Origin of the sequence: Rheinheimera baltica DSM 14885 (assembly GCF_000425345.1) — a bacterium.
Classification (GTDB): Bacteria; Pseudomonadota; Gammaproteobacteria; order Enterobacterales; family Alteromonadaceae; genus Alishewanella; species Alishewanella baltica.
On record NZ_AUDG01000027.1, the window covers coordinates 46,219 to 56,089 of the forward strand.

Genomic DNA, 9,871 nt, shown 5'->3' on the forward strand with positions numbered 1-9,871 from the left:
ATTAAGCTCCAACTTTAGTGCTGTTGGCTAGGTAGGTTGGGGTAAAGGCAGACGGCAGCAACTCAGCCAATGTCCAGCTTTGCTGCTGACCTAAATGGTTGCAACTTGCAACTGGCGAGTCTGGTGTAAAAAATTCGGCGATAACCTGACGACAGATACCACAAGGTGGCGTTAACATCTCTTGCGGTGTATATACCATCAGCGCATCAAATGCACGCTCACCCGCGACCACGGCAGCCGCAATTGCGTTACGCTCCGCACATATTGTGCCGCCATAAGAGGCGTTTTCAACATTACAGCCACTGTAGATTTTACCACTGCTGGCCAATACGGCTACGCCGACGGGGAATTTGCTGTAAGGCGCATAAGCCTGCGCTGCGGCGTTTTTTGCGGCTTGCTGCAAGGCAGCCCAGTTAATTTCACTCACTGGTTAAACTCATGTTAGTTATGGGCATATAGTGTTACTGCGAATAGCGTCCGGGTCAAGCCTGTGTATAGCAATCAATAAAACATACACCGCAATGCATACTGACGGCAGTTTAGATGCGCCTTATAATGCCGGCATAAATAATTAAAGATACGATAATGTGAAGCCCATGAATTACCTCGCCGGCTACCCGGCGCACATTCAGCAGCAAGCTAACGAACTGTTAGACAGCGGACAACTTGAGGCGTATTTGGCGCGCAAATATCCTGCGCCACATCAGGTGCAAAGTGATAAGGCGCTGTACAGCTATATTAACGAATTAAAAAATGACTATATGCGTAATAGCGCACCGCTAAGCCAGGTAAGGTATGACAGCAAACTAAATGTACTGCAGCAAGCACTCGGTATGCACACCTATCAATCCAGGGTGCATGGTCACAAATTAAAATCGCATAACAGTATTACCGTTGCTGCATTGTTTAAGCAGGCGCCAGCCGAATTTTTACGTATGATCGTGGTGCATGAGCTGGCTCATTTCAAAGAAAAAGAGCATAACAAAGCCTTTTATAAACTCTGCCAACATATGGAACCGGCTTACCATCAGTTGGAGCTGGATACCCGGCTCTGGTTACTTTGGCGGGATTCGAGTAAGACTTAAATATCGACCAAACAAAACAATCTAAATATGTTCCCGACCTATTTGTCCGGTCATCCAGGGGCTCCAACAGTTGATTTGGAGCAAACCGATCATGATTTTGGCGGTATCAGCGCAAAGGCATCAGTATCTAAATAGGCCGGAAATTGCTGCCGGTATTGGTTTAGCGCAGCTAAGTTAAGTGCTGCTGCTAAAATGGCAGGGCTAGCGGGTGCTACATCAGCCAGTGGCTTGCCCAAAAAATCAACAATCAAGCTATCGCCACGATAGCTAATACCATTGCCATCCGTGCCTACGCGGTTACACCCCAGCACGTAGGCCTGGTTCTCAATGGCACGCGCCTGCAATAGTGTACGCCAGGCATGGGCTCTTGCCGCTGGCCAGTTTGCCACATACAGTGCGATATCGTAATCGTTGCGGTTACGGCTAAACACCGGGAAACGCAGGTCGTAACATACCTGTAGCAGCAAGCGCCAACCACGATACCTAACCACTACACGTTCGTTGCCAGCAACGTAAGCCTGATGCTCACCCGCCATACGAAACAGGTGCTTTTTATCGTAATAGGTCACCTCGCCATCAGGGGTAACAAAGTAGCAGCGGTTAACACAACCTTGCTTTATGCGGGTAGCAACAGAACCTACTAGTGCCGCCTGTGTTAAAACCGCCTGTTGCTTTAACCAGTTTAGTGTTTCTCCTTCTGGCTCGGCAATATCGGCACTTTGCATGGAAAAACCACTGCTAAACATTTCAGGCAATACGATAACATCTGCCCCAGTGCAATCTAGCAATTGCTTCGCAAGCTGCAAGCGGTTTGCCGCTGCATCCTGCCAAACCAATTCAGTTTGCAGTACCCTAACATTCAGTTCTGTTAAATCCGGCATAATGCCTCCGCTGCCGCGTTAAGCGTGCTGTCTTGTTTAGCAAAACAAAAGCGAACAATGCGGGCAGTGAGCGGCGTTTGATAAAACACCGACAGCGGGATAGCAGCGACCTTATGTTCTTTAGTTAACCATTGGCAAAAGCTCACATCGTCCAAATCGCTTATCGCGCTGTAATCGGCCAGTAAAAAATAACTGCCCTGACAAGGTAATAACGTAAAACGGCTAGCGTGCAACACATTAACAAAATGGTCGCGCTTATGCTGATAAAACCTGGCCAAGCCACTAACCTGCTGTGGTTGCTGTGCCAACATGTCGGCAACAGCATGCTGCGCCGGGGTAAAGCTGGAAAACGTAACGTACTGATGTATTTTTCGAAACTCTGCACTTAACGCCGCAGGCGCCACACAATAGCCCAGTTTCCAGCCAGTGACATGAAAGGTTTTACCAAAAGAGGAAACAATAAAACTGCGGGCCGCCAGATCTGCAAAGCAGTTTGCGCTAAGTTGTGGCGCACCATCAAACACCATGTGTTCGTAAACTTCATCACTAATACAGTACAAATTATGCTTAAGCACCAACTGCTGCAAGCTGATCCAGTCTTGCGGGGTAAACACCATGCCAGTTGGGTTGTGCGGGCTATTAACTAAAATAAGCCGTGTACGTAGAGTAATAGCCTCAGCCACTTGCTGCCAATTAATACGATAGCCCGGTGCCGTCAGCGCAATATGCACAGCCTTGCCGCCACATAGGTTAATTGCCGGCTCATAACTGTCGTACGCCGGGTCAAATACTATTACCTCATCCCCTGGCTGCACCACAGCATTGATGGCAACAAACAACGCCTCTGTCGCACCGCTGGTTACGGTTACCTCTTGTTCGGCATTCACTGTACGCTGGTAGCACCGCTGCACCAAACTGGCAATTTGAGTCTGCAAAGCCGGTATACCTGGCATAGGGGCATACTGATTAAACCCCTGCTGGCTATATGCCGCCAGGGCATCCAACAACAGTGGGTCCGGAGAAAAATCAGGAAAACCTTGCGATAAATTAATCGCTTGGTGCTGTGCAGCCAGTTGTGACATCTGACTAAATATAGTTGTGCCTACCTTAGGCAGTTTGCTTTTAAGTGTCATAGCAGCAAGAAAAAGTTGCGAAAACCGGTTTGAATGCTATCATTTAGCCCGTTTTATGTATAGACATCTAAACGCTTAAACGTATAGCAACCAGGTTTACACTAAATATGAATAATACCGCTCAGCTGCATCAACTTAATCCACATGCCATTGCTTTGTGTGCGTTAGGTCGCTGGATCGCCAGCCGACATTGGGTACCGGCCACCGGCGGTAATTTTTCTATCCGAAGTGGCGAACACAGCGCATTGGTAACCGCCTCTGGCAAAGATAAAGGCGAGTTAAGCCCGCAGGATTTGCTACCAGTAAGCTGGCAAGATGGTAGTTTAACCTGCACGGGCACACCGTCAGCCGAAACCGCCTTGCATGCCCGGTTGTACCAGCTTGACCCGCAGATAAAGGCGGTGTTGCACACGCATTCGGTACAAGCCACAGTGTTTTCGCGGATAATCAGTGAAGACAGTTACCTGTTTCAAGGCTATGAAATGCAAAAAGCCATTAGCGGAAATACAACACATACCGCAGCTTGTCCACTGGCATTGTTCGACAACACACAGCATATCCCAGAGCTTGCCGACAAGCTCAGTCAACGCTGGCAGCAACAACCATTACATTGGGGCTTATTGGTGCGGGGTCACGGCTTGTATGTATGGGGTCGCAGTCTCGATGAAGCAAAAAGGCATTTAGAAGGTTGGGAGTTTCTTATAAACTGCGAGCTGGAAAGGTTAAAACTAACAAGGTAAGCCGTGAAGTATTCCGCCATTATTACAGACATTGAAGGTACCACCAGTCGCATTAGCTTTGTTACCGACGTGTTGTTTCCATACGCAGCCAGTGAATTGCCAGCGTTTATTCAGGCACAACAACACAACGAAGCCGTCGCCACGCAATTGCAAGCCTGTCGCAACCTAATGCAGCAGCCATCGGCTAGCCTGGCGCAAATTAACGAACAGCTACAACAATGGATAGCACAAGACGCTAAAGTGACACCGCTAAAAGCCTTACAAGGCATGGTTTGGCAGCATGGCTATCAAAGTTGCGCCTTTACCGGCCATGTTTATGCCGACGCTGCCGCACAGCTACATCATTGGCATAACAGCGGCATAAAGCTGTATGTCTATAGTTCAGGATCAGTACAGGCGCAGCAACTGTTGTTCCAACACAGCGATGCCGGTGATTTAACACCATTATTTAGCGGCTATTTTGACACACAGATTGGTGCCAAGCGCGACATATCCTCCTATGCCGCTATAGTGCAGCAACTCCAATTACCGCCGAAACAAATACTGTTTTTGTCTGACGTGGCGGCTGAGCTGGATGCTGCCGCACCGCTGGGTATTGATACCGTACAACTTATTCGCGAAGGACAAACCGCAGGCAGCCACAAAGTAGCCAGCGACTTCTATCAGGTTTTGGAGCAATAACAATGAGCCGGTTAACTGTATTTAGTGCCGATAATCCGCAACAAGCGTTGTTTGACAGTAGCGAGCCAGAGGCTATTACACAACAATTACAGGATGCAGGGATCCGGTTTGAACAATGGCACGCCGCCGCCCCAATTAGCCCTGACAGCACAGATGAGCAAATCCTTACAGCTTATGCGGCAGATATTAATCAGCTTAAAGCACAGCGGGGTTACCTTACCGTTGATGTGATCTCACTTAACGCCAACCATCCGGACAAAACGCTATTGCGGCAGAAATTTCTTGCCGAACATACACACAGCGAAGATGAAGTTCGCTTTTTTGTTCGCGGCCAGGGTCTGTTTTGCCTGCACATAAACGGCAAGGTGTATCAGGTGTTATGCCAACAAAATGATTTAATCAGCGTTCCTGCAGGCACCACGCATTGGTTTGATATGGGCAGTGAGCCAGAATTTACCGCCATACGGTTATTCAATAATACCGAAGGCTGGGTCGCTAATTTTACCGGCAGCCCCATCGCCACCGCTTTCCCGTTACTGGACTAACGCTGCACTAGCGTGGTGCGCAGTATTGCTACGTTACCGCCTGTATTAATTAAACCCGCCATTTCTCAGTTAATTAGCACTAAAGCTTGCACTGGCACTGCTATTGCTTATGCTTTGTCATACAGTGCTGCAACAATAGGACAGCACGCTCATTTATCCCGGGTTTATTATGTTACCAATTCAGACCCCAATGCGGGGCCTACGCTGTTTTTGTGTTGCCGCTGAGTGTTTAAGTTTTAAAGAAACAGCCAAAAAACTGTACTTAACGCCATCTGCGGTAAGTCATCAAATTAAGCAGCTGGAAGAAAACCTTAACCTGCAGCTGTTCGAGCGCCAAACTCGTGCCATTGTGCTGACAGAAGTTGGCAAGCAATTTTATCTGGCAATCGAGCCGCTAATGCAACAACTCGCCACCACGATTGGCGAATTTAGCCAGGCTGAACGCATGTTAGAAGTCAGTATTTCCATGCCAGAGTTTTTTGCCAGCGAATTGTTTGTACCCCGGCTTATTGGTTGGTCAGAACAATATGCCAATATCAACCTTAAGCTGGAAACCGTTAAGTCTCGCCGGGACAGCCCCAAGTACACGGATCTGTCGATTGTTTTATCGGGCAAAAAGCCTGTTGAGCAAGTGGCATACGACTTATTCCCGATAAGCTACGTGCCAGCCTGCAACCCGCAGCAGTACCAGAAATGGCACAGTAAAGGCTATCAGGTATTGGAACAGGTACCGCTTATTTTGCACCAGGCGCGGCCGCACGCCTGGCATCAATGGGCAGAGCATGTTGGTTATCATAATTTTCAACCCAAGCAGATAATACAACTAGACAGCATGTTTAGCGTAGCGCGCGCGGCACAGCAAGGGCTGGGCGTTGCGCTCGTTCCTCTGCCAATCAGCAATGGCTGGTTTACCAGTGGCAGCTTACAGCGGCTGTTCGAACAAGAGCTGCTTAGCCGCGATCGCTATTATTTGGTACGTCACGATGACGACCCCAGCCGGCATGAAATTCAACTGTTAATAGATTGGATATTGCAAAGCTTTCACGTTACACCGGAGGCGTTATAACTTAACAATGCCGATGCAACACAACATGACTGCTTGATGACACAGGTAGATGAATAAATTTCACTTATCAGGTTTTTTTTTATCGTTTGTCAGATTTAGTGCTTTTGCTCAAACTTAACCTGCAGACCAAACATGGCTGCCTGGATGGGAAAATTGGGAGCAACACACTATGAAAGCGAGATCAATTAAATTAGGCAGTTCTTTGGCGTTGATGCTAATGGCCTCGGGTTCATTTTTCGCATCAGCCAACACCAACGGCTATAAAATGGTCATCATTGAAGATACTCCTGGCGTAGCGGCATTACAGGCCGGTAAGTTCGACCAGGGTATTAATGAAACACTTGATAGCAACAGTGCAGAAGTTGATAACTTCTCTCGTCAAATGAGCTTGTGCGTCGGTTTTACCAAAAACAACCAGCTGCAGCAAGCTGAACAAGCCTGTAATAGCGCTGTGGCGTCAGTTCAACAATTTACTCATGTTAGCACTGGTGATAAACGTGAAATGCGAGCGCATGCGCTGAGTAACCGTGGTGTATTGCGTCTATCGCAAAACAACAACCTGGCCGCACTGGCAGACTTTACACGTGCCGCTGAATTAAGCCGCAACGAAGTAAGCGTACATAACCTACAACGTTTAGAACTTGCCCTAAACAAAGCCAGTAATGGCCTTGACCTGGCCATGGTCACCGGCGAGTAACACTGCAGTAAACCTTATTCTGCTGACTACAGCGGAACACTGTGCAAATTAAGCGCCTGCACGGTGCCAGCAGCGAACAGAGTAAGCGCCTGTTCATTGCTTAGCTTAACTTAACTTACACTCCCCCGTGTGTATACAGAGTTACATCCCCCCGGTGTAACTCTGTTTTTTTGTCTGTATCTTAGCGATAGCGAACAGCAGGAATCTCGAATTGGGCGTCAAAGAGCGTCTGAGAGAACGCACCAGCGTGACCGAGTGCTCTGACGAGCCAAGGCGAGTGTTGCTGCTGTTGCTTTTCATGCCCGTATAAATTGTGCTTTGTACGCCTTGGTTATATCCCGCAACTGGCCGTTATGTAACTGCATAATACGCTCTGCATTAACGATGGTTTGTGGACGGTGAGCGATAATAATCCGGGTCATATTCAGCTGTTTAATCGCCTGATTCACATAGCGCTCAAGTTTAACATCTAAATGACTGGTCGCTTCATCCATAAACAGAATTTTGGGTTTGCGGTACAGTGCTCGAGCCAACAGTAAGCGCTGCTTCTGCCCGCCAGAAAGTGAACTACCCATATCACCAACCAAGGCGTTGTAGCCCATTTGCATGACGGCAATATCCTGATGAATGCCGGCCAATTGCGCGCAAGCAATCACCTGCTGCATATCCATTTGGCTATCGAAAAAGCTAATGTTCTCTGCCAGCGTGCCGGACATTAACTGGTCATCCTGCATTACCGCGGCTATCTGGCTGCGGTAATGCCGTAAGCCTAAATGGCGGATATCCACACCATCTACCTCAACCTTGCCACTCTCGCTTGGCGACAACCCCAGCATAATCTTCATCAAACTGGTTTTACCGGCACCCGACGGACCAATAATAGCCAGGTTTTCACCGGCTTTTACTTCAAGATTAAGGCCGTTGAACAGCAAAGGGTCATTGCTAGCATAACGAAAGCTGATATTAGTCAGGCTGAGCTGGCCGCTTAGCTCGCGGCCATCATTGGTGCTGCCTTCATCTTCTTTATCAGTTAAAGCGATATCGGCTAAACGATCCAGGTGCAATTTGGTCATTTTCACTTGTACTACCAGACCAATAAGCGCCGACATTCGGCCGGTAAACTGGCTTTTATAAGCCATGAAGGCAAACAACATACCTACCGTCATGCTACCATCCATCACGGCATGCGCTGCCAGATAGACAATTAAAATACCTTCAACGCCAAACAGTAATTGGTTAGCTGTGTTAGCGCTAATGCCCCACTTTGCCAGGCGGTAACCACTGTTAATCGCCTCTGCATGCCGATTTTGCCAGATATTTAAACGCTGCGTTTGCTGACCAAACAGTTTAATACTTTGTATACCGCGGATGCTTTCCATAAAAACCGAATCTTCTTTGGCACCAGCAACTATGTTTTCTTCTGTTAATTGGCGCATTGGCCAATAAAATGCCCAGCGGATTACTGCATATAACGCAACGACAATCACCACGACAAAACTCAGCTGCGGGCTATACAGATACATCATGGCGAACACAATAATTACCATAATGCCGTCTAAAATGCCCTCGACCAGGCTGTTGGTCAGCAGCGATTGTACTGCGGATAAAGAACCAAACCTGGAGGTAATATCCCCCATGTGACGTTTTTCAAAATAGGACAATGGCAAATGCAACAAGTGGCGAAACAGATTAGTCACCATTTGCATGCTCATCATGGTACCCAGATGCAGGGATATCCAGCTACGCAGCACGCTTACCACTACCTGAATTAACATTATTAAACCAAAACCCAGCGCCAGCACTGTAAGTAATGGCTTGTCCTGGCTTACCAGTACCTCATCAACTACCAACTGAGTGTAATAGGGGGAAGCTAATGCGAACACCTGCAGCAATAAGGACAAGGCAAATAACTTAACCAGCGCAGGCACCACGCCCTGCATTTTCGACCAAAAGGCGGTTAGCCCAAGCTGCACCCGTTCATCAATTTTTCTGAATTCGGTACCAGGTGTAAGTTCCAGCGCTACGCCGGTAAAGGCTTTATCAACCTCTGCTGAGGTCAAACACCGCTCGCCCAGAGCCGGGTCGAGGATGGTAATGCCATTGCGGTGCACTTTTTTCAGCACCACAAAGTGGTTCATTTCCCAGTGCAATATGCAGGGCGTGCTGAGGTTTTTTAACTCGCCAAGTTCAAGCTTTAGCGCCCTCGCTGTCATATTTAGCTGGTTAGACAGCAGCATAAGCTGCTGCATATTGGCGCCTTTTAGCGAAACGCTATAGCGGTTACGTAATGTGGTTAAATCCAGTTGATGGCCATGTTGATTGGCCACCATAGCAATACATGCCAAGCCACATTCAGCAGCTTCGGATTGGTAGATCATAAACAACCAACATTGATATTATTAGGCAACCTGAAACAATCATAAAACCCGTAATAGTAATCTATAGTGAAATTAGACATCAACCACCTAAAATAAAAATCACGACCAAATTTGAAATTAAGTGACTCAAAAAACACAACCAAAAGTTATTACTTATATGTCTAAGCATTAGAAGACTAAAAGACACAAGAAAATACTGGAAGTTAAAAATAAAATTCGAATCAAAGTGAACAAAAACAAATAAAACAGATATAGCAAAAAAAGAAAAACTAACCGAAAACACTCTGAGGAAATACTCATAAAGTAAGTGTCTGAAGAGTCTGTAAAAAAAACTGTGTAAGTGGCATTCTATCTAACTCCTTAGAAGGGATAAAGAATGCCAATTACAGACCAATTACTGGATCAGCTGTTAGCTGACTGCAAATCTCCTGAAGATCTGATGGGCGAGCAAGGCCTATTGCGCCAGTTGACCAAAAAGCTTGCTGAACGAGCCCTTGAAGCTGAGATGGAACACCATCTTGGTTACGCCAAACATGACCCGGCCGGTAAAAAAACCGGTAATTCCCGCAACGGTAAAACCAGTAAAACTGTGCGCTCTGTGCATGGTGAAATAGAGCTGGAAGTCCCGCGCGACCGCAATAGCACCTTCGAACCTAGATTGGTCA

The 9,871-nt window shown here is 47.3% G+C and carries 12 protein-coding genes; 7 read left to right on the plus strand and 5 right to left on the minus strand.

What is annotated here, in order from left to right; translation table 11 throughout:
• Window position 1: 1 nt before the first annotated feature.
• Complete coding sequence (locus tag H595_RS0110675) at window positions 2-427, minus strand: cytidine deaminase (RefSeq protein ID WP_027671215.1); 426 nt, start codon at window positions 425-427, stop codon at window positions 2-4.
• 169 nt (window positions 428-596) lie between these two features.
• Here H595_RS0110675 and H595_RS0110680 point away from each other — a divergent pair, with 169 nt between their 5' ends.
• Window positions 597-1,085, plus strand: coding sequence for a YgjP-like metallopeptidase domain-containing protein (locus H595_RS0110680; protein ID WP_037054439.1), 489 nt, complete (start codon window positions 597-599; stop codon window positions 1,083-1,085).
• Between the two features lie 89 nt (window positions 1,086-1,174).
• Here H595_RS0110680 and H595_RS0110685 read toward each other — a convergent pair whose 3' ends face one another.
• Together H595_RS0110685 and H595_RS0110690 are read right to left on the minus strand one after the other, a co-directional pair.
• Entirely contained in the window at window positions 1,175-1,966 is a 792-nt protein-coding gene (locus H595_RS0110685) for an amidohydrolase (RefSeq protein WP_027671217.1), read from the minus strand.
• Window positions 1,954-3,099 carry a pyridoxal phosphate-dependent aminotransferase gene (locus H595_RS0110690; protein ID WP_027671218.1) on the minus strand — a complete coding sequence of 382 codons (1,146 nt, stop codon included), beginning with the start codon at window positions 3,097-3,099 and terminating at the stop codon, window positions 1,954-1,956. Before H595_RS0110690 ends, H595_RS0110685 begins: the two co-directional genes overlap by 13 nt.
• 107 nt (window positions 3,100-3,206) lie before the next feature.
• Between H595_RS0110690 and H595_RS0110695 the strand changes: the two genes are divergently transcribed.
• The 5 genes from H595_RS0110695 (at window position 3,207) to H595_RS0110715 (ending at window position 6,828) form a co-directional block, all read left to right on the plus strand.
• Entirely contained in the window at window positions 3,207-3,839 is a 633-nt protein-coding gene (locus H595_RS0110695) for a methylthioribulose 1-phosphate dehydratase (RefSeq protein ID WP_037054441.1), read from the plus strand.
• Window positions 3,840-3,842: 3 nt separating this feature from the next.
• Window positions 3,843-4,520 (plus strand): acireductone synthase, encoded by a 678-nt coding sequence (gene mtnC / locus H595_RS0110700; protein ID WP_027671220.1) that lies wholly within the window; start codon window positions 3,843-3,845, stop codon window positions 4,518-4,520.
• A gap of 2 nt (window positions 4,521-4,522) precedes the next feature.
• Window positions 4,523-5,065 carry a 1,2-dihydroxy-3-keto-5-methylthiopentene dioxygenase gene (locus H595_RS0110705; protein WP_027671221.1) on the plus strand — a complete coding sequence of 181 codons (543 nt, stop codon included), beginning with the start codon at window positions 4,523-4,525 and terminating at the stop codon, window positions 5,063-5,065.
• Window positions 5,066-5,234: 169 nt separating this feature from the next.
• On the plus strand, window positions 5,235-6,131 hold the full coding sequence (locus H595_RS0110710; protein WP_037054444.1) for a LysR family transcriptional regulator: 897 nt from the start codon (window positions 5,235-5,237) through the stop codon (window positions 6,129-6,131).
• 169 nt (window positions 6,132-6,300) lie between these two features.
• The gene (locus H595_RS0110715) at window positions 6,301-6,828 is read left to right on the plus strand and encodes a tetratricopeptide repeat protein (RefSeq protein WP_027671223.1); all 528 of its coding nucleotides are present in this window, start codon (window positions 6,301-6,303) and stop codon (window positions 6,826-6,828) included.
• A gap of 296 nt (window positions 6,829-7,124) precedes the next feature.
• Here the strand turns inward: H595_RS0110715 and H595_RS0110720 are convergent, their stop codons facing one another.
• Entirely contained in the window at window positions 7,125-9,206 is a 2,082-nt protein-coding gene (locus H595_RS0110720) for a peptidase domain-containing ABC transporter (RefSeq protein WP_027671224.1), read from the minus strand.
• Between the two features lie 79 nt (window positions 9,207-9,285).
• A complete protein-coding gene (locus H595_RS24765; protein ID WP_420876334.1) occupies window positions 9,286-9,558 on the minus strand; it encodes a CPBP family intramembrane glutamic endopeptidase in 273 nt (90 codons plus the stop codon).
• A 24-nt stretch (window positions 9,559-9,582) separates the two neighbouring features.
• Here H595_RS24765 and H595_RS0110725 point away from each other — a divergent pair.
• A partial coding sequence (locus tag H595_RS0110725) for a transposase (RefSeq protein WP_027671225.1) occupies window positions 9,583-9,871 on the plus strand: 289 nt, incomplete at its 3' end.